The 26,917-nt window shown below is 41.8% G+C and carries 26 protein-coding genes; 24 read left to right on the top strand and 2 right to left on the bottom strand.

Annotation, left to right across the window (positions count from 1 at the left end):
* Positions 1-11: 11 nt before the first annotated feature.
* The gene (locus tag BT147_RS06610; protein ID WP_072332525.1) at positions 12-569 is read right to left on the bottom strand and encodes a PadR family transcriptional regulator; all 558 of its coding nucleotides are present in this window, start codon (positions 567-569) and stop codon (positions 12-14) included.
* Positions 570-715: 146 nt separating this feature from the next.
* On the opposite strand from BT147_RS06610, the gene BT147_RS06605 reads away from it, so the two are divergent.
* From BT147_RS06605 to BT147_RS06520, 18 genes are all read left to right on the top strand, one after another.
* Entirely contained in the window at positions 716-1,468 is a 753-nt protein-coding gene (locus BT147_RS06605) for a ClpP family protease (protein WP_083426433.1), read from the top strand.
* Complete coding sequence (locus BT147_RS06600; RefSeq protein ID WP_072332518.1) at positions 1,465-1,719, top strand: YlzJ-like family protein; 255 nt, start codon at positions 1,465-1,467, stop codon at positions 1,717-1,719. The genes BT147_RS06605 and BT147_RS06600 overlap by 4 nt, the downstream gene beginning before the upstream one ends.
* 283 nt (positions 1,720-2,002) lie before the next feature.
* A complete protein-coding gene (locus tag BT147_RS06595; RefSeq protein WP_072332515.1) occupies positions 2,003-4,333 on the top strand; it encodes an FtsK/SpoIIIE family DNA translocase in 2,331 nt (776 codons plus the stop codon).
* 109 nt (positions 4,334-4,442) lie between these two features.
* Entirely contained in the window at positions 4,443-5,966 is a 1,524-nt protein-coding gene (locus tag BT147_RS06590; protein WP_072332512.1) for an ABC transporter ATP-binding protein, read from the top strand.
* The gene (locus BT147_RS06585) at positions 5,963-7,030 is read left to right on the top strand and encodes an ABC transporter permease (RefSeq protein WP_072332509.1); all 1,068 of its coding nucleotides are present in this window, start codon (positions 5,963-5,965) and stop codon (positions 7,028-7,030) included. Before BT147_RS06590 ends, BT147_RS06585 begins: the two co-directional genes overlap by 4 nt.
* 4 nt (positions 7,031-7,034) lie before the next feature.
* Positions 7,035-7,958: an ABC transporter permease gene (locus tag BT147_RS06580; RefSeq protein WP_072332694.1), complete on the top strand. Its 924-nt coding sequence runs from the start codon at positions 7,035-7,037 to the stop codon at positions 7,956-7,958.
* Between the two features lie 281 nt (positions 7,959-8,239).
* Positions 8,240-9,244 carry a BMP family lipoprotein gene (locus BT147_RS06575; protein ID WP_286119145.1) on the top strand — a complete coding sequence of 335 codons (1,005 nt, stop codon included), beginning with the start codon at positions 8,240-8,242 and terminating at the stop codon, positions 9,242-9,244.
* 169 nt (positions 9,245-9,413) lie between these two features.
* Positions 9,414-10,715 carry an EF-P 5-aminopentanol modification-associated protein YfmF gene (yfmF, locus tag BT147_RS06570; protein WP_072332506.1) on the top strand — a complete coding sequence of 434 codons (1,302 nt, stop codon included), beginning with the start codon at positions 9,414-9,416 and terminating at the stop codon, positions 10,713-10,715.
* Positions 10,702-11,994, top strand: a complete 1,293-nt coding sequence (gene yfmH / locus BT147_RS06565) for an EF-P 5-aminopentanol modification-associated protein YfmH (protein ID WP_072332503.1) — start codon at positions 10,702-10,704, stop codon at positions 11,992-11,994. The genes yfmF and yfmH overlap by 14 nt, the downstream gene beginning before the upstream one ends.
* 83 nt (positions 11,995-12,077) lie before the next feature.
* Complete coding sequence (gene ymfI, locus BT147_RS06560; RefSeq protein ID WP_072332500.1) at positions 12,078-12,827, top strand: elongation factor P 5-aminopentanone reductase; 750 nt, start codon at positions 12,078-12,080, stop codon at positions 12,825-12,827.
* Positions 12,828-12,873: 46 nt separating this feature from the next.
* The gene (locus tag BT147_RS06555; RefSeq protein WP_072332497.1) at positions 12,874-13,128 is read left to right on the top strand and encodes a DUF3243 domain-containing protein; all 255 of its coding nucleotides are present in this window, start codon (positions 12,874-12,876) and stop codon (positions 13,126-13,128) included.
* A 184-nt stretch (positions 13,129-13,312) separates the two neighbouring features.
* Complete coding sequence (locus BT147_RS06550) at positions 13,313-14,083, top strand: DUF3388 domain-containing protein (RefSeq protein WP_072332494.1); 771 nt, start codon at positions 13,313-13,315, stop codon at positions 14,081-14,083.
* Between the two features lie 67 nt (positions 14,084-14,150).
* The gene (locus BT147_RS06545) at positions 14,151-14,963 is read left to right on the top strand and encodes a helix-turn-helix domain-containing protein (protein WP_072332491.1); all 813 of its coding nucleotides are present in this window, start codon (positions 14,151-14,153) and stop codon (positions 14,961-14,963) included.
* Between the two features lie 187 nt (positions 14,964-15,150).
* Positions 15,151-16,746 carry a helix-turn-helix domain-containing protein gene (locus tag BT147_RS06540; RefSeq protein WP_072332488.1) on the top strand — a complete coding sequence of 532 codons (1,596 nt, stop codon included), beginning with the start codon at positions 15,151-15,153 and terminating at the stop codon, positions 16,744-16,746.
* A gap of 114 nt (positions 16,747-16,860) precedes the next feature.
* Positions 16,861-17,424 carry a hypothetical protein gene (locus tag BT147_RS06535; RefSeq protein ID WP_072332485.1) on the top strand — a complete coding sequence of 188 codons (564 nt, stop codon included), beginning with the start codon at positions 16,861-16,863 and terminating at the stop codon, positions 17,422-17,424.
* A 241-nt stretch (positions 17,425-17,665) separates the two neighbouring features.
* The gene (gene pgsA, locus BT147_RS06530; protein WP_072332482.1) at positions 17,666-18,259 is read left to right on the top strand and encodes a CDP-diacylglycerol--glycerol-3-phosphate 3-phosphatidyltransferase; all 594 of its coding nucleotides are present in this window, start codon (positions 17,666-17,668) and stop codon (positions 18,257-18,259) included.
* Positions 18,260-18,274: 15 nt separating this feature from the next.
* Positions 18,275-19,516, top strand: coding sequence for a competence/damage-inducible protein A (locus BT147_RS06525; protein ID WP_072332479.1), 1,242 nt, complete (start codon positions 18,275-18,277; stop codon positions 19,514-19,516).
* Between the two features lie 9 nt (positions 19,517-19,525).
* A complete protein-coding gene (locus BT147_RS06520; RefSeq protein WP_072332476.1) occupies positions 19,526-21,145 on the top strand; it encodes a DEAD/DEAH box helicase in 1,620 nt (539 codons plus the stop codon).
* 80 nt (positions 21,146-21,225) lie between these two features.
* Here BT147_RS06520 and BT147_RS06515 read toward each other — a convergent pair whose 3' ends face one another.
* Positions 21,226-21,525, bottom strand: coding sequence for a metal-sulfur cluster assembly factor (locus tag BT147_RS06515; protein ID WP_072332688.1), 300 nt, complete (start codon positions 21,523-21,525; stop codon positions 21,226-21,228).
* Positions 21,526-21,702: 177 nt separating this feature from the next.
* Between BT147_RS06515 and recA the strand changes: the two genes are divergently transcribed.
* Genes recA through BT147_RS06485 form a run of 6 tightly spaced genes read left to right on the top strand, consistent with a single transcriptional unit; the run spans position 21,703 to position 26,833 of the window.
* A complete protein-coding gene (gene recA / locus BT147_RS06510; RefSeq protein ID WP_083426431.1) occupies positions 21,703-22,815 on the top strand; it encodes a recombinase RecA in 1,113 nt (370 codons plus the stop codon).
* A 17-nt stretch (positions 22,816-22,832) separates the two neighbouring features.
* Positions 22,833-23,489: a RecX family transcriptional regulator gene (locus BT147_RS06505; protein WP_083426430.1), complete on the top strand. Its 657-nt coding sequence runs from the start codon at positions 22,833-22,835 to the stop codon at positions 23,487-23,489.
* Positions 23,486-24,475 (top strand): metallophosphoesterase family protein, encoded by a 990-nt coding sequence (locus BT147_RS06500; protein ID WP_072332470.1) that lies wholly within the window; start codon positions 23,486-23,488, stop codon positions 24,473-24,475. The genes BT147_RS06505 and BT147_RS06500 overlap by 4 nt, the downstream gene beginning before the upstream one ends.
* A complete protein-coding gene (locus BT147_RS06495; RefSeq protein ID WP_072332467.1) occupies positions 24,472-25,947 on the top strand; it encodes an AAA family ATPase in 1,476 nt (491 codons plus the stop codon). The genes BT147_RS06500 and BT147_RS06495 overlap by 4 nt, the downstream gene beginning before the upstream one ends.
* A complete protein-coding gene (locus BT147_RS06490; RefSeq protein ID WP_072332464.1) occupies positions 25,928-26,170 on the top strand; it encodes a hypothetical protein in 243 nt (80 codons plus the stop codon). The genes BT147_RS06495 and BT147_RS06490 overlap by 20 nt, the downstream gene beginning before the upstream one ends.
* Positions 26,171-26,833, top strand: coding sequence for an ATPase (locus BT147_RS06485; protein ID WP_072332461.1), 663 nt, complete (start codon positions 26,171-26,173; stop codon positions 26,831-26,833).
* Positions 26,834-26,917 lie beyond the last annotated feature (84 nt).

The following is a 26,917-nucleotide window of genomic DNA, read 5'->3' as shown; positions in this document are numbered from 1 at the left end:
AGGGTATTTTATTATTCATATTGGATCATCGGTTGTTTTTGATAAAAAGCAAGTGCCCAAGCGCACCAGTCTGCTTCATCTTGCTCCATTTGTAATTTGCGCATAAGGAGGATATAGCGTCCAAAGTGGGGACTACTAGGGTCCTTAAGGGAAGAGCCTGCTTCTGATTCTAATTGTGCAATTTCACATTCATGTTCTTCCATTTTGTGTTGAAAAAACTTCATCCGCTCTTCTAACAACTGAACCATTGTGTCGGGGGTTAATAACCATTGGGCATAGATTTTCGCGAGAAATCCGTCTTGAATGATCGGCTCTTGAAAAACATTAGGCATCCACTGAGCAAGCACTTCTTTTCCTTGTGCTGTAATCGAAAACACCTTTTTATCAGGTTTCCCAGATTGAGGTATTGTGGTACAAGTTACTAAATCACGCTCTTCTAGTTTTACTAAAATCGGATAAATCTGATTATGTTTTGTTTGCCAGCACAGATCCATTCTCTTGGCAATCTCAAAGCTAGATCCACTATCCCTCGCTAAGATCGCCAAAATGGTATAAACAAAAGATTCCAACTGACATCCTCTCCTATACATCTTTCACTAGTTAGTATATAGAAAATAGTAATTTTTTACAATCATGATGGTATAAGATAACTAATTGGAAGCAAATTAGCTTAGAGTATACATTTATAGACGAGAGCTAAGCAAGGAGAATGAATATGTACCAAATGAATGAAGAGCTAAAACCAAATGCGGAATCGCCAGAAACGGTACCCGATCGAGCGATAGCGGATGAACTAAAGAAGAAAAACATGCTTCAAACACTACAATCTTTGGGTCAAACCAATGTCCCGCAGTTGGAATCTAATATATTTTGTCTCCAGATTATAGGACAGATTGAGGGGCATATGGTGATGTCACCACAAAATAAGACAACGAAATACGAACATGTCATTCCTCAAATTGTAGCTGCTGAACAAAACCCGAAGATTGAAGGGATTGTTTTGATTTTAAATACTGTAGGGGGAGATGTGGAAGCGGGCCTAGCTATTGCGGAGATGATTGCGACGATGAGTAAACCGACTGTCTCGATTGTCTTAGGTGGGGGGCATAGCATTGGGGTACCTATAGCCGTTTCCGCTTGTACCTCATTTATTGCGGAGACAGCCACGATGACGATTCATCCAGTTCGATTGACAGGTCTAGTGATTGGTGTGCCGCAAACATTTGAATATCTGGAAAGAATGCAAGATCGAGTCATTCATTTTATTTCTAGCCATTCTAAGGTTACGGTAGAGAAGTTGCGAGATTTAATGTTTCGAACGGGAGAACTGGCACGAGATATTGGCACAAACGTAGTAGCGAAAGATGCCGTAGAGATGGGACTGATTGATAAAGTGGGCGGGATTTCGAGTGCTTTGCAAGAACTAGATCGTTTGATTCAAGAGAAAAAGGGAGAGTATCTTCAATGATTCACTGGACTATATTTCCATCTGATTTGAATGATCAGACAGATCAAGCCTACGAGCCCCACTTTCAAGAATGCACCATCGACGGGATTCAAATGGTGATTGAAGTTCTTCCTACTGGAAAAGCTCGAATCAACCGTCTCCTAAGTCCTGATCCACAAGACTATCTAAATTCCAAATACCAACCTGGGACGGAGATTACCTTATATCCCTTGTTGGAGTCTACATATTCATCGCAAAACATGATGGACTAGCATGACTTCGATTCGTTTTTTCAATGACTGTAATACGAATGATGATATCAAAAGGTCAAAAAGTGAGTGTTCGAGGGCGGAGCGGACTTTCTGTTCACATCCTCGTAGCTCACTATTTGAGTTGTGGTAGAGATATATTCCTCATTCTTCATCCCATTCCTTGTTCTTTAGCAACACTCATCATTGAAAAACTGAAGATTTTATACTACTTATATCTACAAAAATATGGCAAATAAATGTATAATGTTCAGAAGACTGTTTTGCTTCGGGAGAAGGGGATAAGATGTCCAAGAAGAAAAAACGAAAAGACGTGAAACGAACTAGTCGAGTGAAACATGACCTGCTATTTGAAATCTATGGAATTGCTATGATAGCACTTGCAGTAATTAGTTTAGCTAATTTAGGAGCAATCGGACGAAACCTAACATATTTATCCCGTTTTTTAGTTGGAACATGGGATTTTCTTATACCAATCGTATCCATATGCCTTGCTTTATACATCATGATAAAACGAAGGTGGCCGCAAAACTGGACCCCTAAGATGACAGGAGTCTTGATGATTCTCTTGTGTACACTAGGTTTTGTTCATTTCAATACATTTCAGTACTTACAAGCCGCCGGGAAAGCGGGCCCTGTTATGGATACCACCTGGAATCTTCTGATAAATGAATACTCATCTAGACTCCCTACAGACATAGGCGGTGGGATGATTGGTGGACTTATTTATGGCATGTTTCATTTCCTATTTGATGATGTCGGTACTGTCATTGTTTTGTCCGCATTTTTGTTAGCGGGGATACTCTTAGTATTTGGGATTTCATATATCCAATTTCTACAGAAATTATATGTTCTTTTTCAACGTCAAAGAGCCAGTGTTAAAAAGAATGTCAATTCAATATTGGAAAAAAATGCAAAAGCGAAGGGGCAAAAAAAGCAATCGTATAATCGGGAGGCAGAGGGCGATCCTCATTCAGAGTTTAAGGAAGAGTTGGAGTCATCATCCTCTTCAGAGCCTACTATTGCATACTACTATGAACCAGATCCAATTCCTGATATGGAGCTTGTAAAAAAACCAAAGCAGTTGACCCTTTCATTAAAATCAACTTCCGAGATGAATCCTGAATCACCAGGAAATCAAAATGATGGGGAAGATGTGGTAGTGAAATTTCATACTACAGAGCGTTTGGACCATTATAAAATCCCGCCATCCACCATTTTAAGAGCCTTAAAGAACAGAGATAGTTTGGATGTTGAGGATTTAAAATCAAAAGCATCTAAATTGGAAGAGACGTTAGAAAATTTCGGAGTAAAAGCAAAGGTAAACCATGTTCAACAAGGACCTGCGGTAACGCGATACGAGATTCAGCCCAAAGTAGGGGTGAAAGTAAGTCAAATCGTACGCTTATCCAATGATATTGCTCTAGCATTAGCGGCAAAATCGATTCGAATCGAAGCGCCGATTCCAGGTAAAGCAGCGATCGGGATCGAAGTGCCTAACTCAGAAACAGCAATGGTTGGCTTGCGGGATGTAATTGATTCTACAGGATTCCAAAAGAATCCAAGTAAGCTATCAATTGGACTTGGAAAAGATATATCAGGAGAAGCCGTGATTGCCAATCTAGCTCAGATGCCTCATTTGTTAGTTGCAGGTGCGACAGGGGCAGGGAAGAGTGTTTGTGTAAATGGAATTATCATCAGCCTACTGTATAAAGCAAGACCTGATGAAGTAAAGCTAATGATGATCGACCCTAAGATGGTAGAATTGAATATATACAATGGAATCCCACATCTACTTGTACCTGTTGTAACAGATGCCAGAAAGGCAGCCATTGCTTTAAAGAAAGTAGTTTCTGAGATGGAGAAGCGATACGAATTATTTGCTAAAAACGGGGCACGGGATCTGGAACGTTATAATCAGTTGGCAAGAGATCGAAGTGACGAGGCTGTTATGCCCATTTTACCGTACATAGTTGTGATTGTAGATGAACTTGCAGATTTAATGATGGTTGCGCCTGGTGATGTAGAGGATGCCATTTGCCGCCTTGCTCAGATGGCACGTGCGGCAGGTATTCATATGATTTTAGCTACACAACGTCCTTCCGTAGATGTGATCACAGGGGTTATTAAAGCAAATATTCCTTCCCGAATCGCGTTCACAGTATCTTCACAAGCTGATTCCCGCACTATTTTAGATATGGGGGGAGCAGAAAAATTACTAGGTCGGGGAGATATGTTGTACATGCCGATCGGTGCGCCTAAACCGATTCGTGTACAAGGCACATTTGTAACAGATGAAGAAGTGGAGTCTGTGGTTAATTTTGTTAAAAATCAACAAGAAGTGCATTATAATGAAGAGATGATTCCGGATGTTCCAGAGAATGTAGGGGCAGATTTAGTAGATGATGATATGTATCCTCAAGCGGTTCAGCTGGTTTTGGAAGCGAGAACTGCATCGGTATCATTGCTTCAAAGGCGGCTTCGAGTTGGATATACCCGGGCAGCACGATTAATTGATCTGATGGAGGCTCGAGGAATTGTGGGCCCTTATGAAGGGAGCAAACCGAGAGAGGTTCTGGTCACAGAAGAGCTTATTCAAGAAATTTCCAATACGTAAGATAAAAAAAAATCTCTTGATTTTTTGGTAGCGATTACGCAAACTAAAAAAAGCGAGCTAGCGCAAATGCCGCTGGCTTTTTTTATCCTAATGCAGGGGAGGGACACGGATGAACGTTGTAGAAATGCGAGGCATTACCAAATGCTTTGGTTCGTTTACAGCCAATGATAATATAAATCTAGTTGTAAAAAAGGGTGAGATTCACGCCCTACTTGGTGAAAATGGTGCAGGTAAGTCAACGTTAATGAATATCCTGTTTGGTCTATACCAACCAGAACTAGGTAAGATTTTTATTAAAGAAAAAGAAGTTGCGATCACGGGTCCAACGATGGCAAACGAGCTAGGAATTGGGATGGTCCATCAACATTTTATGTTAGTACAACCGTTTACCGTAACCGAAAATATTATTCTTGGTGACGAAAGAGCTTCCGGTGGAGTGATTGATTACAAAAAGGCTGAACGTGAGGTACAAGTCTTATCAGATCAATATGGACTTCAAGTCGATCCACGAGCGGTTGTTGCAGATATTGGGGTAGGAATGCAACAACGTGTTGAAATTTTAAAGACTTTGTATCGTGGAGCAGATATTCTTATTTTTGATGAGCCTACAGCTGTATTAACTCCTCAGGAGATTCATGAGCTAACTGAAATTATGAGAAAACTGGTAAAAGAAGGTAAGACGATCATCTTCATTACCCATAAGTTAAAAGAGATTATGAGCACTTGTGATCGTTGTACCGTCATACGCCGTGGGAAGATGATAGACACGGTTAATATTGCTGAAACCAATGAAAATGAGTTAGCATCTTTGATGGTAGGTCGTAAGGTTTCCTTTGAACTAGATAAGCAACCTGCTAATCCACAGGAGCCCGTATTAAAGGTTCAGGGCTTGGAAGTGGATGATAAGCGTAATAATCCAACTGTTCGCGGTTTAGATCTGGAAGTGAAAGCGGGTGAAATCGTAGGAATTGCAGGGGTTGACGGTAATGGTCAATCTGAGCTCATTGAAGCGATTTGTGGTCTTATGAAACCGAAATCAGGAAGAGTCATTTTAAATAATAAAGATGTTACAGGATTGACTCCTCGGAAAATTACTGAAACAGGGATTGGGCACATTCCAGAAGACCGACATAAACGCGGTTTGGTGCTAGACTTTTCTGTTAGTGAGAATATAATTTTACAGTCCTATTATAAGAAACCGTTTTCAAATGGCTTTGGAATCGATTACAAAGCAGTAGGTGACTATGCAAACAAATTGATTCAAGAGTTTGATGTACGAACACCCGATAAAGATACACCAGCACGCGCGCTTTCAGGTGGTAACCAACAGAAGGCGATCATTGCGCGTGAAGTGGATCGAAACCCTTCCCTTCTGATTGCAGCGCAACCTACTCGCGGACTAGATGTGGGAGCGATCGAATTTATCCACAAACGTCTTATTCAACATCGAGATACAGGGAATGCAGTACTGCTCATTTCTCTTGAGTTGGAAGAGGTTCTGAAAGTAAGTGACCGAGTAGCCGTGATCTATGAAGGGAAAATTCAGGGTTGGGTTGATCCAAAAACAGCAACAGAAGAAGAGCTCGGGCTCTTAATGGCGGGAAGCAAAGTGAAAGGAGGTGCTTTACAATGATTGGGAAATTAAACCGAAACTCTACCTTCCTATCATCCATTATTTCAATTGTTTTGGGGATGTTGGTTGGGGCAATCGCCATGCTATTATCAGGATATAATCCGATTTCAGCTTACGGTGCATTATTTAACAGTGTATTTGGTTCTGCTTCTGACATGGGTGAAACCCTGCGCACGATTACTCCGCTTATCTTTGCGGGTTTGGCAGTTGCCTTAGCGTTCCGTACAGGGATGTTCAATATTGGGGTAGAGGGTCAATTAATTATTGGTAGTATGGCAGCCGCTTTTGTTGGGTTGAAGTTAGAGTTACCACCTGTATTGCATGCGGTTGTGGCATTAGTAGTGGGTGCATTAGCTGGTGCGGTATGGGCGCTCATTCCAGGATTGTTGAAAGCAATTCGTGGTGTACATGAAGTGATTGTCTGCATCATGATGAACTGGATTGCCTTATTCTTAAGTAACTACATGGTTGGAAAAGTTCTTTCAAATAATAGTGATTCCACTGAAAAGATTCATCCGAGTGCATCCATTCGTGTTGATTTTTTAACGGACCTGTTTGATGGAGCGCGTGTACATTTAGGTCTTATTCTAGCTATTTTGACAGCGATCTTTGTCTATATATTGCTCTTTAAAACCAAGTTAGGTTATGAGTTGCGTGCGGTTGGTTTGAACCCGGATGCTTCTGAGTACGCGGGAATGAGTGTAAAGAGAAATATTATTTTTTCTATGATGATTTCAGGTGGAATCGCAGGTCTTGCTGGAGCAGTTGAACTACTTGGAACGAGTGAGTATCTAGCCATTAATGCATCTCTTCCAGGAACTGGTTTTGATGGGATTGCTGTAGCACTTTTGGGGGCGAATACCCCATTTGGTGTGGTGTTGTCGTCCATGTTGTTCGGAGGATTATTTAATGGTGGAAGCAACATGCAGTATGTCGCAGGAGTACCTTTTGAAGTGATTCGAATTGTATTTGCAGCTATTATTCTCTTTGTAGCAGCTAATTTCGTAAAACAATTAGGAAGTAGAAAGAACCGTAAAAAGAAAGGGGAGAAAGCTAGTGCTTAGTACAATGACCAACCTTTTAGAGACCACTATTCTTTACTCAACTCCCCTAATTTTAGCGGCATTAGGTGGTTTGTTCTCGGAACGTTCGGGTGTCATCAATATTGGATTAGAAGGCCTTATGACCATCGGTGCGTTTACCTCAGCTGTTGTTGCGATCAATACAGGAAGTCCTTGGATCGGACTCTTAGCAGGAGTAGTATCAGGTGTTCTTCTGGCGCTGATTCACGCAGTTGCTACGGTTACCTTTAAAGCTGATCAAACCGTAAGTGGAGTTGCGATTAACTTCTTGGCAGCTGGATTATCTGTATACCTAGTAAAAGCTCTCTATGATGGTGCAGGACAAACGCCTGTTGTAGATCATAAATTCACTGATTGGGCGATCCCTGTTTTAAAGGATATTCCTGTCTTAGGAAATACACTTTTTAATACATCACCTATTACCTATCTATCCATAATCATGGTTTTTGTTAGTTACTTTGTGCTGTACCGTACCCCATTTGGTATGCGCTTACGTGCAGTAGGAGAGCATCCACATGCTGCCGAGACGGCGGGTGTATCCGTTGTCAAAATGCGTTATATTGCTGTCTTGATTAGCGGAGCTTTAGCGGCTATTGGAGGCGCTTCACTTTCCACTTCGATCGGGAGTGAGTTTAGTGCGACTACTGTTGCAGGTCAAGGGTTTATTGCTATTGCAGCATTAATCTTTGGTAAATGGAAACCATTTGGAGTTTTAGGAGCTGCAGGTTTCTTCGGTTTTTCCGTAGCTCTATCTTTAACGGGTCAGGTTTGGGGACTGACAGAATATGTACCTTCCGAAATTCTAACTATGCTTCCATATGTACTAACTATCTTGGCGCTTGCAGGATTTGTGGGGCGTGCGAATGCTCCAGCGGCAATTGGGAAACTATATGAAAAAGGAAGTCGTTAGGATTGATGGAAAAATTTTTAAACAAAGAGAAAAGTTTTTGAAAGAAAAAAGTTTTTGTTGATATAAAGTCATTTATGTATAAAATAAGAGAAGAAGTTGTAAGCGTTTTTTTGTGAAAGCTTAGGAGTTAATTGGAATCATTTGGTTAGTTTGTAACACAGAGAAAAAATGGATTTAATTTCCTAGTGAAACAGCAAATATCCGCTCGTCTCTGGTTCATACTACTAACATCATTCTCCCTGCAGTACAAAATCAAACACTTTTAGTAAAGGGGTATTTGTATGCAAATGAAGCGCTGGCTCGGTTCGCTCGTAGCGGTTTCTCTAGTAGCAACATTCGCTGTTGGTTGTGGCGGTAATAAAGATAAGGAGACTGCAAAAGGAGACTTTTCTGTCGGTCTTGTTACGGATACGGGTGGCTTAAACGACGAATCCTTTAACCAATCTGCTAATATGGGTCTTCAGAAAGCGAAGAACGATTTAAAAGTGGATGTGAAGGCACAAGAATCCAAAAAAGATGATGATTATGTTCCTAACTTAACTCGCTTTGCCAAAGACAAACGAAATCTCATCTGGGGTGTAGGCTTCAAATTTAGTAAAGCACTTCCAGAAGTAGCAGATAAATTCAAAGATAGTAAGTTTGCGATTGTGGATGACAACTTAGGTGGTAAAATTCCGTCAAATGTTGTAGCGGTAACATTTAAAGATGAGGAAGGTTCTTATTTAGCAGGAATTGCAGCAGGTAAGACTACTAAGACAAACGAAGTTGGTTTCATTGGCGGGATTTCATCTCCGCTCGTTAAGAAGTTTGAAGCAGGATTTGTAGCAGGTGTGAAAGAAGCGAATCCGAAAGCGACGGTAAAAGCTGTTTATGCCGAATCATTTACAGATGCAACGAAAGGTCGTTCGTTGGCAAAGTCACTATATGATGGTGGAGCAGACATTGTGTACCATGCAGCGGGTGGCGTAGGGAAAGGTCTTTTTGATGAAGTGAAAACTCGTCAGGCAGGAAAATACTGGGCGATTGGTGTAGACATGGACCAAAGCCGTTTGGCACCAGAGCATACGCTCACTTCTATGATTAAACGTGTTGATGTAGCGGTATTTGAGATTACAAAGCAAGCGAAAGAAGGATCTCTCAAAACAGGTACAGAAGTGAATTTTGGTCTGAAAGATGAAGGTGTCGGCCTTTCTAAAAGCTCAAAAGTCTCTCCTGAGGTAATGAAGCAAGTGGAAGAGTACAAGCAAAAAATTATTAAAGGTGAGATTACTGTTCCTTCTAAATAATTTTTTGCCTTGTCATATTGTGAGTATATGACTAAAGAACATGGAAGTAGGAAACTTACTAAGCATAGGAGAAATTTCCTTGTTGTAAGGTCTTACAATTCCATGTTCTTTTTTTTTAGTCTATAATGGAGACTAGGTAATATTTTCTAATAAACGAGGTGAACGGAGCATGTCATCCGGACAATTTGAGACTAGGCAAATAGGCAATGTACGTCTACATGTCTGTCCGAGTACAAAGTTTAAAACCACGATGTTGGTGGCGATGTTTCAGCAAGAGCTCTCAACGAAATACGTAACCCAAACAGCTCTCCTTTCAAATGTATTGCTTCGAGGAACAGAACAATATCCTACGATGTTAGACTTAAAAAAGAAGCAAAATGATCTGTATGGTGCAGGTCTCTTTGGGGATGTTTTTAAACGTGGCGAAAGGCAAATACTCCACTTTGGAGTAGATATCGCAAATGAAAAATACCTTCATGATGCTTCACCGTTGCTCGAAGAAGCAGTTGGCCTCTTATGCGAAGTGATTACGAAGCCAGCCTTAGAGCAAGATGTGTTTATGAAAAGTTATGTAGAGGCGGAGAAACGAAACCGAAAGCAGCAAATTGAAGGCTTGGTGGATGATAAAATCCAGTATGCAGCACAGCGTAGCATTGAGGAGATGTGTAAGAACGAGCCATATGCCATTTTTATAAATGGGCAAGTGGAGGATCTTCCGGTGATTCAAGCCGATAATCTTTATACATATTATCAAGAACTATTATACCATTGTCCACTTGATCTCTATTGTGTCGGGGACGTGGATATTCAAAAAGTGGTCTCCTTGTTCGAGAAATACCTTCCTTCTGAGATGTTTACCTCCGAACGAAACCAATTGAATCCCCCTCAAACAACACAATCTGTACAACAAGTGAAAACGGTGGTGGAGCGCTTACCTGTAAATCAAGGAAAACTAAATATGGGATGTCGAACCCATATAACAGTGCAAGATTCCGACTACCCTGCTTTGCTTATGTATAACGGGATTCTTGGTGGTTTTCCGCACTCCAAGATGTTTATGAATGTGCGTGAAAAAGCAAGTCTGGCTTACTATGCTTCGTCGCGACTTGAAAGCCATAAAGGGATTATGCACATCCAATCAGGAATTGAGATTCAAAACTTTGAAAAGGCTGTAACCATTATCAAAGAACAAATGGAAGTAATGCGCCAGGGGCAAGTGAGTGATCAAGAATTAGAGCAAACAAAAGCAACCCTTTCTAACCAGTTCCGTGAGCAGCAAGATCGCGCTTATGAGATTGTTCAATCACACTATCACTCTGTACTAAGCGGAACGAACCGCCCATTAGAACAGATTTTAAAAGAGATTTCACAAGTATCGAAAGAGGATGTGCAAAAAGTAGCACAAAAGATTCAGCTCGACACAATCTACTTCTTACGAGATCAAGGAGGAGAAGCGGATGAAAAAAATTGAATACAAACAGCTAAAAGAGACACTTTATCATGAGACACTGCCGAATGGGTTAGATGTGTATGTGCTACCTAAGCAAGGATTCGCTAAAACGTATGCTACCTTTACTACCAAGTATGGATCCATCGACAATACGTTTCAGGTTCCTGGAAAAGACAAGGTACATGTGCCGGATGGAATTGCACATTTCTTAGAACATAAGATGTTTGAGCAAGAGTCAGGAGAAGATGTATTTCAGTCGTTCTCTAGACAAGGTGCATCGGCAAATGCTTTTACCAGTTTTACGCGTACATCGTATCTATTCTCATGTACGGACCAAGTGGAAAACAATCTCACCACACTGCTAAATTATGTACAAAGTCCTTATTTTACAGATGAGAATGTGGAAAAGGAGAAGGGGATTATTGGCCAAGAGATTCGCATGTATGATGACAATGCGGATTGGAGGGTCTACTTCGGCTTAATTGAGGCATTGTATCAAAATCATCCAGTCAAAATTGATATCGCTGGTACAGTTGAATCGATCTCCAAAATTACCAAAGAGACACTTTACACTTGTTATAACACCTTCTATCACCCAAGTAATATGTTGCTATTTGTTATCGGAGCTGTGGACCCGGGTCGTATTTTTCAGCTGGTAAAAGAAAATCAAGGTCAGAAGAAATTTGAGCCACAAGGTGAGATTAAACGCTTTTTTGATAAAGAACCCGATGTAGTTGCAGAGAAGCGAAAGGAGATGCGTTTAAGTGTAAATGCTCCCAAGTGTTACTTTGGATTTAAAGAAGCACCTACTACTGTAGGAGTCTCTGGTGATGATATGTTGAAGCTGGAGCTAACTACACAGTTGTTTATGGAGTCGTTAGTCGGATCATCTTCAGAGTTGTATCAAAGCTTGTATGATGAAGGGTTGATCGATGACTCATTTGGACACGATTACTCGATCGAACAGGGCTATGGATTTACGATGATGGGTGGGGATACAAGAAAGCCCGATGAACTTGTATCCCGTATTGAAGAGCTATTTCCTCAGAAAGTAAAAAAGGGAATCTCTGCTGAGGAGTTTGAGTTAGTAAAGAAAAAGAAAATCGGAAGTGTTTTGCGTTCACTAAATTCAGTTGAGTGGATCGCCAACCAATTTACGAGTTATCGTTTTCATGAGTCGGATCTGTTCCAGATGATTCCAACGTTAGAGGCGATTACGCTAGAGGATGTCAACAAAAGAATGAGAGAGCATATTGACTTTGCAAGATTTGCGGTCTCTACCGTTCGTCCATTGGATTGACGAACCCTACTGCTTAAATAATGTGGTCGTGCTGCTACCTTGCAGGCACGACTTTTTATACGAGTAGAAGTGGAGGTGACAGTGTGAAGTCATTAGAAGAACAGATTGTATGGATATCAGGAGCTAGTGGGGGTATTGGGAGTGCCATAGCGATCCATTTAGCTGAGTTAGGTGCTAAAGTCGCGGTTTGTTTTCATCATTCCCTTAGTCGGGCAGAAGAGATTGTAAGGAGGTGCCGAGAATTAGGAGGTCAGGCTGAGGCATTTCGATTGGACGTAAAGCAAGCAGAATCGGTGCGAAATTGTTATCAGCAAATTTGTTGGACATTAGGAGCACCATCCATCATGATTCACGCTGCAGGGGGTACTCAGGTTGGGCTACTTCAGGATGTGACCATGCAGCAGTATGATGAGCTAATGGACACACATGTCCGAGGAGCAGTGCAGATGATGCAATCTGTGATACCTAGTATGATTCAACAAAAACAAGGCCGTATCATTTTACTATCTTCGATTTGGGGAGAAACGGGAGGGGCTGGTGAAGCTATTTATTCAGCCGCCAAAGGAGCCATTCAAGGACTAACGAAGTCACTGGCCAAAGAGCTAGCTAGGTCTCATATTACGGTAAACGCAGTGGCTCCTGGAGCCATTGAGACTCCATTATTATCTGCGCAATTAGCAGACAAGGAACAAGCGGAGTTAGCGGAGGAAATCCCAATGGGCCGTCTAGGAAAGCCTGAAGAAGTAGCGAGACTGATTAGTCATTTATGCGATCCTGAGAGTGGATATATAACGGGTCAGGTTATTCATGTAAATGGTGGTTGGTATACATAATTTTTTTGATGTTAGACCATATTATTCGAGTAGGAGGTGATCTAACATGTCAGTTCTTGATGATTTTCAAGAGTGGAAAGGCTTTCTATCCGAGCGTGTAGGCCAAGCGAAAAGCTTAGGAATGGATGATAACTCGATTCAAGATATCGCCTATGAGTTAGGAGATTATCTAGCAAAAGACGTTCAGCCTCAAAATGAACAAGAATTGTTGCTACGTGATCTATGGAAGGTAGCAGGACCAGAGGAACAAAAAATGATGGCAGAGCTTATGGTGAAGATGGTAAGCGATGGCAAACAATAACTGTATGTTTAATTAATAAAACAAGTCTTGTGATTGAGACTTGTTTTATTTTATTTTTTAACGGACAACGCCTTTTATGTAAGGAATTAGTCACGAATCTTTCTTCGTTCAGAAACATGTATGTGCTATACTGAAAAAAACATTCGCTTACACTTGTATTTTAGATGAGAGAATGAGGTGTGAAATGGAAGATCACGAATGGTATCTTGAATATCAAATTCACAAAAATAAAAACCGTCCTGGTTTGTTGGGGGATTTGGCCTCACTACTCGGAATGCTAAAGATTAATATTGTGACGATTAACGGGGTAACCATTGATCGTCGTGGTCTGATCCTGCGCACAAGTAAACCTGAAAAAATAGAGGCTCTAAGCCAAATCCTACATCGGATGGATCATATCCATGTAACTGCTTTGCGAAAGCCTAATGTGACCGATCGTCTTGCTGTGAGGCATGGGAAATATGTTGAACTCTCCAGCGATGACATTAAGACATACCGATTTATTAGAGATGAGATCGGTATTTTAGTAGATTTTCTAGCCGAACAAATGAAGAAAAAAGGGCATCAGCTTATTGGAATTCGAGGAATGCCACGTGTTGGAAAGACAGAGTCTATCGTGGCATCTAGTGTATGTGCGAATAAACGGTGGTCTTTCCTATCCTCAACACTCTTACGACAAACGATTCGTACACAATTAGATGCGAATGAGCTTTCGACTGACCATGTTTACATAATAGATGGGATCGTCTCTACACGTCGTTTTTCGGAAGAGCATGTTTGTTTACTTCGAGAAGTGATGGCGATGGAGACAACAAAGGTGATTGAACACCCTGATATCTTTGTCAGAAACTCGGAGTATCGACTAGAAGATTTTAACTATATGATTGAGCTTAGAAATCATCCTGATGAGGAGATTGTTTACGATTTGATCGACGAACGTCATTCTATGTTTTAGTGGGGTTTAAGAAGGTAGAGAAGCTTCCTAAAGAGAAACCAATAATTAGCTCAGGGAGGTGACCATAATGGGAGTAGGACAACAACTTAGAAGCACTCGTGAATCTCTTGGTATTAGTTTAGAAGAATTAGAAGCCCATACTAAAATTCAAAAGCAGTATTTATCAGCAATTGAAAATGGTCAATTCCACCTGTTGCCAGGTTCAATATATGTACGGTCTTATATTCGCACGTATGCTCTATCGGTAGGTCTGGATCCACATAAAGTACTACATCAAGTGAGGCATACACAATCTGCTGCTAAAGAAAATTCTAGACAACCCGTCTCAACTGTTTCTGAAAGGCCTCGTAATCAACGCTTGCCAAGCATATCGGAGCAAGGTGTGGCAGTGGCCAATGAAAATCGCTGGCAACCAGAAAAAGAGCTCGCTACTACTCGTTCATTTGGGAATACGGTTCGTTGGGATGTAAAACGCGTTGAAAATCATTTGAAAGAAGCAGAGCAAGAACAGGCTGCTACTACCGCTTCACCTAATCGCCTCGCGAGACTCCGAGAACAGGGGAGACCCGAGCGGTTAAGTCAATCGAGTAAATTACCGGTAGTCGCACCATCAGAGCGTCCTGTACAACCTTCAACGAAACCCAGCACTCGTTCTAAGGAACTTCAGGCTTTACAAAATTTGAAAAGCTTATCTCGTAACGATCGTCAAAAACGATCCGCGGAAGAGAATGAGTTTGTGAGTTTAGGTTCTCGTTTGAGAGAGCGCAAGGGGAAATCGAACAAGAAATTCACGTTTTACACGAAATTTTTAATGTTTTGGGCAGTTGTTCTCGCGATTGCAGCTCTCTATGTTCTGTATTTGCGAATAACTAGCTCTTAGGTACATAACACATACAGCCGTTCTAGCTCTTGTAAGAGAGCTTTTTTGACAGAGTATATGTATTTTGATATGCTTGTATCAAATTTATGCGTATTTTTTGAAATAACAAACAGTCAGGTTGAAGAACAAAGTAGCTTCTTGTACGATCATGTAGCATTTGTTTTCAAACCTTTGGGAGGTGTCTGGGATGTCTGAAGAGATTGGACATTATCTTCGACAGGCCCGGGAGTCGATAGGACTGTCCCTCGACCAATTACAAGAAAAAACAAAGATCCAAAAACCTTTTCTTATAGCGATTGAAAATGGTGACTTTGACAAACTACCGAGCCCTTTTTATGTGAGGACCTATCTGCGTTCTTATGCCAATCAAGTCAAGGTAGAGCCTCATCATATTTTGCGTCACTATCGAAAAGAAGAGCAGGCTGTGCGGTATGGAGTACAGCAAAATACTGCTGTTATGCCTGCTGTGGGACAGCAAACGGGTCATTTTTCCTTGAGTCAGACGACAATCCAGAAGCCTGTAAGTTCAAATCGGATTAAAGTTCATACTGCACTTACGATTGCGAAGCCGAGCGTTAACACGCAAGTAAATACGGCACCGGTAATGGATCGGATTGCTCAAACACAGAAACTACGGGCAGTTGATCAGGCTCAGAGTATGTCTGCTATGACTCCACCATTTGAGCCTGGAAAAACGCAGACTATGCCACCCTTCAATCCGGCACAAACACAGCGGATAAAGGCATTAGAGAACTCAGGAGTAAATCGACCTAGTCGTACCGTGCGCGAACAATCTATGACGATTGCTAAGGATCACAAGGTTCGTTCGGAGGAAACAACCCAAAAACCTCTTGTAAAGGTTCCTCCTGCGAACACAAAGATAGACCCGGCAGGACAGGAAACGGTACCATTTGAGATGGTAAAAGACCAAGATCATAAGTTGGGTGCAACAAATTTATCGTCTACTATGCCTGGGTTTGGATCGAAAAAAATGGAGTCGCCCCCTCGTCTAGAAACGAGGCGCGACCCTCGGTTTAGTACTGCTCGATTTGACTCAACAAATCAAACGGAGCCCAAATTGGAGACAGGTTTGGTTCCTCTCTCTGATACGGTCATGACACGTCGTGAGAAATTTGGTTCTTCACGTGATGAAAAACAGGACTCACGCTACTCACAAGATGTAGAGTCTCTCAAAACACTGAGTCGTAGTGCAATGAAAACGAGTCGTAGTTCTAAGTCTAAGTGGAAAGTCGATTTGTTTCCTGTGAAATGGTATTGGATTGCGGGAGCTTTTGGACTCTTGGCCCTCGTTGTTGGGGTGTTGATATATGTTTTTTCTGGTGGAGATAATACCAAGAAAACCAACACATCTAAACCAATCGCTCCTGAACAAGCAACGAAACCGGAAGGTGAAGCAAAGGAATCGACTCCTAGTACGCAGTCTGTAACGGAATCAGGTCCAGTTGAGATTGAAAAATCAGGAGCTGGAACTTATCATGTCTCGAAAGGGAACCAAGTGAAGATCTCGTTCAAATTAAAGCAAGGTACTTCTACCAGCGGACAGATTGTATTAAAAGATGCAGCGGGTAAAGACATTAAACCTGCGTTTGTTTTGAGCACCAAATATCCTAAAACAGATGTTCTATATACGTTTTCTGGAGATGCTAATAAGCTAACCATTTCTATCGCCAAACCAGATGATGTAGAGATTATGGCAAATGGAAATGTATCCATTAATAAAGTGAATCCAGTTAAAGACCTTACCTTTTTAGTAAAAGAATAATAAAATTGTTAAAGAAATGTTCCTGAAAAAGCCTCTTAGCAGGCTTTTTCTTTTGTTTTTCCTAGGATATACTGACATCAAAATGGAGAGCGATGGGAGGATATCTTTGCAGCTATGGTAGATATGGAGCAGCAATCACTATCACAGAAAACACCTAGTCAGTTCGTAAGTAGAAGAAAAAAACATGCTCGAAAGATACAAAAGGGATCAGTTCCTTGGTTCGCATGGTTTGGTGTAGTGCTGGTGGCTTTAGCTATACCAGTTGGCTTTTATGCCTTCAAAGGAAGTGCATTTAATCGAGAAGCTAAGTCTCCCCCTGTCCATACTGAAACGGAATCAGGCAAAGGTAATCCGGGTAGACCGAAAATAGAATTGCAGCCTCAGTCGGGAGGGAAAGACTCTGTTGAGCAATATCGCTTAGGTAATGTGGGCAAAGTTGAGGTTTCCCTTTCAACCAAGAGTAGTGCTTCTTTTAAGGTGTATCGAGATTCATCGAAAGGTAGATTGTTAAAAGAAGGGAAGCTTTCGGTAAACAATGTAGAAAAAATAGAAGATAAAATAGAATTGTATGTATTTTTAGAGAAACCTGATCAAGTTCAATTAAGAGTAAATGGGATTCAAATTGATACATCTCATACAAAAAATGCTCAATCATATCGATTTTTCTTAGTTGAATAAAGATTCGTAAAGAGAAGAGCTTTTTGTGGGTAAGCTTTTGACACCTTACTTTTGCATAGTTTATACTTACGGAAGGATTATCTGCTATCTACTACATATTTGGAAGAATTGATCACACATGAAATATATACCTGCGTATCATTCAGTCGCAATCCTGTTCGTTTCTTCTCCCACACAAGGGATCATTGAGAGGATTTCCTCCAAGAACCAAATCAATGGATTGTCCAGGAGGTAGATCACAGTGAACGTAGCCAACAAGATAACAATGGCACGTATTTTTCTTGTTCCCGTGGTCATGATCTTTTTACTTGTTCGTTTTGATCTTGGATCGATACACTTTGGTCAAGTCACGATAACAGTGAGTGAATTGATTGCGACATTGGTATTTGTTCTAGCGGCTGTTACAGACGGTTTGGATGGATATATAGCTCGAAAGAATAAAATAGTAACCAATCTCGGGAAGTTTCTTGATCCTCTAGCAGATAAACTATTAATTACAGCCGCACTCATTTCACTTGTAGAGATGAATCGTTTAGAGGCATGGATGGCTATCGTCATTATTAGTCGAGAGTTTGCTGTTACAGGATTGCGTTTGATTGGAGCAGTGGAAGGGAAGGTTATCGCTGCTAGTGCATTAGGGAAAGCGAAAACGATCATTCAGATCGTAGCAATCGTGGCACTAATGCTGAATAATGTTCCGTTTGCTCAATATGCGATTCCGTTTGCCTTTTTAGCGAAATGGCTAGCAGTGATCATTACGGTTGTATCAGGCGTCGATTATTTCTATAAAAATAGGAAATTTGTTTCACTTACTACTTCGAACCCGAAACAGTAAAGAGGAGACTCACTTATGAAGGCGGAAGTTATTACCGTTGGAACAGAATTGTTAATGGGTTATACCTTAGACACTCACTCTAGCTTTCTATCACAGGAATGTGCCGTATTGGGGATACCGGTTTATTTCCATACTTCTGTAGATGATGATCGTGATCGACTTTACCAAACATTTCAGCTCGCTAAGGCTCGTTCTGAGTTAGTAATCGTTTGCGGTGGACTCGGTCCAACGTTAGACGATTTGACAAAAGAAACATTGGCTGAGTTCTTGGGTGTTGAATTGATTCAAGATCCAGCGGCTTTTGAAGCATTGCAATCCGCCTTTGCTGGACGTTCTATCCCAATGACAGAGAACAACTTGAAACAAACATATGCATTTCCGAATGGGACTGTGTTTTTAAACTCCAGAGGTACTGCTCCCGGTCTAGCTGTTACTGCAGAAGGGATTACATATATCCTTTTGCCAGGTCCTCCCGGTGAAATGCTCCCCATGTTTGAAGGACAGATTCGTGAATTTATTCTTTCTCTCATCCCTAGTCGAAGGGTAATTGTATCTCATCCTCTTTCTTTTTTTGGAATTGGAGAATCTTTATTAGAAGATCGATTGAAGGATTTGATCCAATCAGAAACATCTCCAACTATTGCAACATATGCTGAAGAAGCGGGAGTTGTTTTGCGAATTACAGTGGAGGCTGCGTCAGCGAGTGAGGCTAAGGCAAAAATTGAACTGATCAGACAGGAAATCCTTCATCGTGTAGGGGAGTTTTGTTTTAGTGAGAAAAAAGAGACTTTAGAAGAAGTTGTTTTATCTATTATGCAGGATCGGAAGCAGACTGTAGCGATGGCAGAGAGTTGTACGGGTGGCTTCCTTACGTATCTACTAACCACCGTGCCTGGCGCGAGTCAAGCTGTGTTGGGTGGTATCGTTACGTATACCAATGAAATCAAAGAACGTATGACGAACGTTTCAGCAGATACACTTCAAAAATATGGTGCGATTAGCGGAGAAGCGGCGACTGAGATGGTAGAGCATACAAGAGCTCAATTCCAAAGTGATTTTGCCATCAGTGTAACAGGGCTTGCGGGGCCAACACCTTCGGAAGGAAAACCTGTTGGGGAGGTCTGGATCGCGATTGCCGCGAAAAATGGCAATACAGAGGTCTATCGTCATATGATTAGAGGGCAACGTAAACGAGTTCAGTTATTAGCAGCAAAATATGCTCTATTCCATCTATGGCAGAGATTAAAAAAAGGGTGATTTTACAACATGACGAAGAGTTTTGATGAATTTGGACTACAACCTGATATTTTAAAAGGAATTTACGATATTGGCTTTGAAGAGCCTTCTCCGATTCAGATCGAGTGTATTCCCGCTGTATTACGCGGGGAAGATGTGATTGGGCAGGCACAGACAGGAACAGGTAAGACTGCGGCTTTTGGAATTCCGATATTAGATCGTATTCAAACCAAAGTGAACCAAGTGCAGAGCATTATCCTTACCCCTACTCGTGAACTAGCGATTCAGGTGTCTGAAGAATTACGGCGTATCGGTCGGCCAGGTCGGATTAAAACACTTCCAATCTATGGTGGACAATCTATCGGACGACAAGTAAAGGCATTGGAGCAGGGAGTCCATGTTGTTATTGGTACTCCGGGAAGGCTACTAGATCATTTGCGTCGTGGGACACTAAAGGTGGATGCAATTGAGGTAATTGTTTTAGATGAAGCAGATGAGATGCTAGATATGGGTTTCATTGAGGACATCGAATCGGTATTACGTTTTGTACCGACAGACCGCCAGCTTCTTCTTTTCTCAGCTACTATGCCTCCTGCTATTCGCCAATTAGCGAATAAGTATATGCGCAAACCACGGTATATTACGATTAATCGGGGCGATGTGAGTGTACCTATGATTAAGCAAGTATACTACCGGGTACTTGAGAATCATAAAATAGATGCGCTTTGCCGAATTCTAGATAGTGAGGAAGTTAATTTAGGAATTGTCTTCTGTCGAACGAAAAAAGGTGTAGATGAGTTAGCAGAAGCACTTCAGGCACGTGGCTATCTATCTGGAGGACTACATGGAGATCTCCAACAATATCAACGGGATCGCGTGATGAGCGCTTTCCGTAATAGTGAGATTGAATTGCTTGTAGCTACTGATGTAGCGGCACGGGGTATTGATGTTGGAAGTGTAACGCATGTAATTAACTTTGATATTCCCCAAGATGTAGAGAGCTATGTGCACCGTATTGGTCGTACAGGTCGTGCAGGTCGTGCGGGTGTTGCGTTAACTCTCGTAACTCCACGTGAGATGAAGCAATTGCGCACGATTGAAGAGGAAACGGGTAACCGTTTGAAATCAAAAGAACTCCCTACTCTAGAAGAAATTGCTACGAAACAACAGCAGACTTGGATGACTCAAATAGGGGAAGTAATCCAAGCTGAGACGGATCTTAGCCTGTTCGAAGAGATGTTAGGACAATTGAGTGAGAAATACTCCACTGAGAAGGTAGCGGCCGCAGCGCTTTACCTGTCCTTCTCAGAGCGTTTCTCCAAAGGCCCTGATGCAGGGTATAATTTTGGAGAAACAGGTGCTTCGCCAGGTATGGTTCGCTTCTTTATCAATGTGGGGCGTAATGTAAATATGCGTCCACAAGAGTTGGCACAAGCCATTGCGGATCATGCAGGAATTGCTTTGCGCCAGGTTGGACGAATTAATATCTATGACCGCTTCTCCTTTGTAGAAGTGCCAGAAGATGTAGCTCCATTCGTCTATGAAGCACTTCGTCAGTCTAAAATCAACGGTGCACGTGTGAACATGGAACCTGCACGTCCGCGTACGAGCACTCCTCCTTCTGAGCGTACAGTCCGACCTAGAGGGTAAGGTAACCATAAAAAAGGAACCATCTTGTTGGATGGTTCCTTTTTTATATGTAATATGGAATTTTTGATGAATGGTAATGCCTAGTCTGCAATCCCGAGAGCAATCTTGGCATAGCGAGACATGCGACTTTTGTCCCAAGGAGGATCATAGATGATGTTGACTTCCACATCTTGGACGTTGTTTACTCTCATGACCGCTTCCGTGACCATACCGTGGATAGTAGCAGAGAGAGGGCACCCCATTGCTGTCAGTGTCATCGTGACGGTAGCCTTTTGCTTGTCATCGATTTCAAGGTTATAGATAAGCCCAAGGTTTACGATGTCGATATGAAGTTCTGGATCAAGTACGTTTTCTAATTCATCTAAAATAGCTTCTTTCATTGCTTCTTGATTCAAGATAATAGCCTCCCATCGATGTTCAATTTCTTTCCTTCTTTCAATGTACCATAGCCAAACAGAAAATAAAAAACGAATGGATGTTCGTAAAATAGTATTGGCAGTAAATGAAAAACAAGGTATGATAATACTAGTACATAAAAGGACAGAGGAGTGGGCGCATTGTCAGATCGTCGTCAGGCTTTAGAAATCGCACTTAGACAAATTGAAAAACAATTCGGAAAAGGTTCCGTTATGCGCATGGGTGAAGAATCAGTTTCCCAAGTAGAGACAGCTTCAACCGGAGCCCTTGCATTAGACATCGCACTGGGAATTGGTGGATTCCCTCGTGGAAGAATTATTGAGGTATACGGCCCAGAATCTTCAGGTAAGACGACGGTTGCTCTGCACGCGATTGCAGAAGTACAGAAAATGGGTGGACAAGCTGCATTTATTGACGCGGAACATGCACTAGATCCGGCCTATGCTCAAAAGTTAGGTGTAAACATCTCTGAGATGCTCTTATCTCAACCGGATACAGGAGAACAAGCTTTGGAAATTGCAGAAGCACTCGTTCGTAGTGGGGCCGTTGATGTGATCGTAATCGACTCCGTAGCAGCATTGGTTCCTAAGGCAGAGATTGAAGGAGAGATGGGAGATTCCCATGTAGGTCTTCAAGCTCGTTTGATGTCACAAGCACTTCGGAAGCTTTCTGGAGCTATTAATAAATCGAAGACCATCGCGATTTTTATTAACCAGATTCGTGAAAAAGTAGGGGTTATGTTTGGCAACCCTGAGGTTACTCCAGGTGGCCGTGCGTTAAAATTTTACTCAAGTGTTCGTCTTGAAGTTCGTCGTGCTGAAACAATTAAGCAGGGTACGGACATGGTAGGGAATCGTACGAAGATTAAGGTGGTAAAAAACAAAGTAGCTCCTCCATTTAAAACGGCTGAAGTAGATATTATGTTCGGAGAAGGAATCTCTCGTGAAGGTAGTGCGCTTGATATTGCCACAGAATTGGATATTGTAAATAAGAGTGGTGCTTGGTACTCCTTTGAAGGGGAGCGTTTGGGCCAAGGTCGCGAAAATGCAAAGTTATTCTTGAAAGAAAACCCTGCATTGTTTATCGAGATCGAAAACCGAATTCGTACCCATTATGAGTTACCTCTTGCACAGGTACCAGCTCCGGCAGTAGAGGAAAAAAGTGCACAGCGCGGTCGTAAATCAAAAGAACAAGCAGACTCTGACCCGATTATTACGGCAGCTTTAGCAGCAGGTCTTGACCAAGAAGATTAAAAAGGCGGGTGAAGAAAGTGGGTTCGAATATCACCCGAATCGAAAAGGAATCGGCATTGGGTAGACGTTATCACATTTATGTGGATGGAGAGTTTGCACTCTCTATCCATGAGGATGTGTTAATTAAATTCCGACTACATAAGGGCATGGATGTAGATGAAGCTGATTGCCAGCACTGGTTGCTTGCTGAGGAACAGAATCGTGCTCGTCAAATCTCTTTTAAATATATAGGCTTTCGTCCTCGTACTGTTCACCAAGTTCACCAACATCTCTTAGAAAAAGGATTTTCTCGTGAGCATATCCAAGCTGTTACGGAGGAATTGGTGCAACAAGGTTATCTCAATGACGGGCAGTATGCTGTGGCGTGGGTTGAGGAGCGGCAGAGGCTGAAGGGATTGGGGTCTACTCGATTACGTCAAGAATTAAAGCAAAAAGGTGTGGCGGATCATTGGATTGATAAGGCACTATCCTACATTGAACAAGATGAAGAGCGCCAACTGGCAATGACCCTTGCCGAGAGGCGCTATTCTCGTATCCAAGACGATCTCTGGCCAAAAGTAGAACGGAAACTAGGACAATACCTAATGAGGCGCGGTTTTTCTGCAGGTATTGTCTACCCAATCTTAAGACATTTCCGGTCCATTCATCGACAAGAAAAGGGGGATCGTTTGTGAAGATACTCTATTTTACGGATACCCACATTCGAGGGAATTCACCACGAAGTCGAAAGGATGATTTTCCATCCACGATCCGTAGAAAAATGGAAGAGATCATCGAACTTGCCAACATACATCAAGTAGATTATGTGTTACATGGTGGGGATGTATTTGATCATCCGAATCTATCCCCAGCAGTAGTAGGAGATTTTGCTAGTTTGTTTCGTGGTTTTGGAGTGCCGGTCTATGCGATTGCAGGGAATCACGATGTATATGCCCATAACCCGATTACGCTCCCACGTACGATGTTAGGACTGTTGGATGCATTTGGTACCTTGCAACTCGTGCACGAAGGAAATCGTATTAAGTTAGAGAAAGATGGCATCGTGGTACAACTAAGTGGACAGCCTTTCCACTATGATTTAGATAAGCGCGAGATTTCCTTTGATTATGCGGTCAAGAATGAGATGGAAGCTCATTTTTGTATTCATATGGTACATAGTATGTTGGTTGATCGCCCGTTGCCTGATAGTGTGGCTCATACTTTGATTTCGCAATTATGGGAGCTAGACAGCGATGTAGATGTTGTTTTGACAGGGCATTATCATGCAGGATTTCCGGTTCAGCATCGGGAAGGAAGATATGTGTTAAACCCAGGGGCGATCGCACGGGTAAACAATCATTTATCTGAGATGCGGCGAACACCTCAAGTGGTATTGCTTACACTGACAGATTGTATTGATGTTACCGTGATTCCACTCACTTCTGCACAATTAGGCGAGGAGATATTAGACCGGAGTCACATTGAAAAAGCAAGATATCAGGAAGAGCGCTGGGCGGAGTTTACGAGACAAGTAGATGCTGCGTTAGAGCTAAAGACACTAAATGTAGATACGATTATTGAAACGATTGCAGATAACGATGAAATTCAGGAATCAGTAAGGCTGGATGCCTTACGAAGAATTAGCAAAGCAAAAGAGATGCGGGAAGGAGAGGGAGCGTGAAACAATTTCGGAAGCTAGAGATCCATAATTTTCAATCTCATGAGCATACGGTCGTACAGCTCTCTCCTGGCCTAAACGTATTTGTAGGTGCATCTGATAATGGGAAGAGCGCTATTTTACGAGCGCTACGTTGGGTGTTGTTTAATGTGCCTCGTGGGGCTGATTATATTCGCACAGGAACCACTAAGTGCCTAGTAAACCTTACGATGGATGACGGTACAGAGATTGAACGAATACGTAGTACAGGTTCGATTAATCGCTATATTTTACGCAAACCGGACGAACAAGAGTTGGTTTTTGAGGGTTTTGGTTCAGAAGTTCCACATGAAATTACGGAAATCCATCAAATGACACCTGTGAAATTAGATGCTGCACAAGAGATCCTTCTTCAGTTTGGTAGTCAATTGGACGGGCCTTTTTTACTCTCGGAATCGCCCGGTACGAAAGCAAAAATGTTAGGGTTTATCAGTGGTGCGCAAATTATTGATGTAGCTTTAAAGCAGGCAAACAGTGATCGGAAGGCGATTTTAGAGGAGGGAAGAAGGACAGAGAAAAACAAGCAATCCCTTCTCGAACAGTTGAAGCCTTATGAGAATTTAATTGATTTACGTCGCCAACTAGACGAAAGCAAGAAGAAGATTGCTAGAATCAAAGAGTTGCAACATAGGCTCCAGCAACTTCGAAAGACAGCTCATCTTTATACAGAAGCGAAACAAGAGCAAGTGTATTGGGCTGGGATAATAGAATCGTTATCACCACTCCCACATGCTGAGATAAAAAAAACAGAGTTAGAGATGATGGCTTTCCAGCATATACAACTACAACAAAGACGAATCAGATGGAAGAATCATCAAAGCGAAAAGCGCCAGTGCCAGCAACAACTTGTCCATCTTGAAAAATCTCCAGAAGCAGAAGCACGTTTAGCCGAGATTATGGATTTGTCTACTCGATTCAAACTGCTTTACCGCCTATATCATCGTTATAAGAATGTAAAATCTGAGCATGAGAAAACGATACAGGTTTTAAAGAGGAATCAGAAGCTTGGAGAAGCCGCAGAGCGTTTTCAGCAGATGATTCATGAAAATGAAAAAAGGGATCAGTTGGAGCACAGATGGAAAATCTATCAGTCTCTTTACTCTCAAAAACAACAGCAATTAGCGATCTTAACAAAAACAGAGGCGATTGATCAAGTCTATCGCATTTTATGGCCTAAATTAGAAACTCATACAAAACAAATGGAATTATATCGTGAACAACAATCAAAATACGTCCACCTTCATCAACGAGTGATGAAAGGCCGAAAGTATTGCACAGACCAAGAAAAAGAGATTAAATATTTAACCGAGGAATACGTAAGGTTACTTCGAGTAAATAAGAAGTGTCCAACATGTGGCTCTCAGATTCATGGAGATGTAATGGAACATCTGATGAGCGAATTAGGAGGGGATGTATATGCTACAACTGGAAGATAAGATGAAAGAGCTAAAGGTCCGAATTGAAGCGGCTAGAGAGCAGAGAACACGGGCAGAAGGGAAATTAGAGAATCTAGAGAAGCAAGAGGCGGAGTTGTTAAACGAGTTAGAGCAGTTAGGAGTAAAACCGGAAGAGCTAGAGGAAGAGATAGGACGTCTGGAGAGGGAGATTCAAAGAGGGATCCAAGAAGTAAATGATCTCCTACCTAAGGAGTTGGTTTAGATGGATACGGACCTCTCTCTAGAAGCTCTGGAGAAAATAGTAAGGCAGTATGAAACAGAGTGGTCTGAACGGAAGGGGAAACAAGATCTTCTTTTAGAACAGCTTCATGAAGTGGAAAAACATTGGCAACTCTACCAAGAGGAAAAAGAATTACTCGATCAAGTTCGAATTCTGTTTCAAAAAGCTTCTGACTATGCCAGGCAGCAAGCAAAAGCCCAGCTAGAGTTACTAGTAACAAGGGCATTGCAAATGGTATTTGGTCCTGCATTTTCTTTTATCATTGAATTGTCGGAAGCTGGCAAAAATCCAAGTGCGGAGTTTTTTGTTGTAACCGATTGGGATGGACTACAGGTAAAGAACAAGCCTCAAGACTCTCGCGGGGGAGGAATTGTTGATATTATTTCTCTTGCTCTGCGAATTGCACTCATTACTACGATTCAACCCCGTGTGGAAGGGCCGTTAATTTTAGATGAACCTGGCAAACATGTAAGTAAGGACTATGTAGTTCCCATGGTTCAATTTCTCCAGCTCATATCGCAAACATATGGCAGACAAATCATCCTTGTTACCCATAATAGCGATTTAACCGAATCAGCGGACCAAGTCTATGAAGTGCGCCTACATGGTGGGAAGTCGGAGTTGGTGCTTCTCACCTCTCCTTGACAATGGTAATTTATAAATAATAAAATCAAGTTATATCTTTTTTGAGGAATGACTTCGAAAGAGATGTACTCGGTTTTAAGAGTT

Origin of the sequence: Thermoactinomyces sp. DSM 45891, assembly GCF_900119485.1 — a bacterium.
GTDB lineage: Bacteria > Bacillota > Bacilli > Thermoactinomycetales > Thermoactinomycetaceae > Baia.
Note: the sequence above shows the minus strand (reverse complement) of the source record. Positions and strands in the feature narration are given on the sequence as shown.